Annotated in this window: 1 protein-coding gene; it reads right to left on the bottom strand. The window is 47.5% G+C overall.

From position 1 onward, the window contains the following. The coding region (locus tag ACO0LF_RS31815) for a PHB depolymerase family esterase (protein ID WP_423021460.1) at nucleotides 1–253 on the bottom strand (253 nt) is incomplete at its 3' end. Nucleotides 254–255: the final 2 nt, after the last annotated feature.

The following is a 255-nucleotide window of genomic DNA, read 5'->3' as shown; positions in this document are numbered from 1 at the left end:
AATAACGTTCCATGATGTGATCGGCATTCTTATTATTGACCGTATGATCCTGGTCGCCATGGAAAACGATAATAGGAACAGCGACACCAGAAAATGGCTTTTTACTCTGGCTTGCTGCACGATTCATAGCTGCTAGCGCAGAGGATAAATCGCTTGCTGCACCAAATGGCAGGCCAGAATGAATACCAACTGCTGCATATAGCTCAGGATACGCGTCTGCCATGATGGCAGCCATAGCACCACCAGCAGACATAC

The organism is Undibacterium sp. Di27W (assembly GCF_049340345.1).
In the GTDB taxonomy this organism is placed as follows: domain Bacteria; phylum Pseudomonadota; class Gammaproteobacteria; order Burkholderiales; family Burkholderiaceae_D; genus Undibacterium.
The sequence above is the reverse complement of the archived record's forward strand: the minus strand, read 5'-3'. Positions and strand labels throughout refer to the sequence as shown.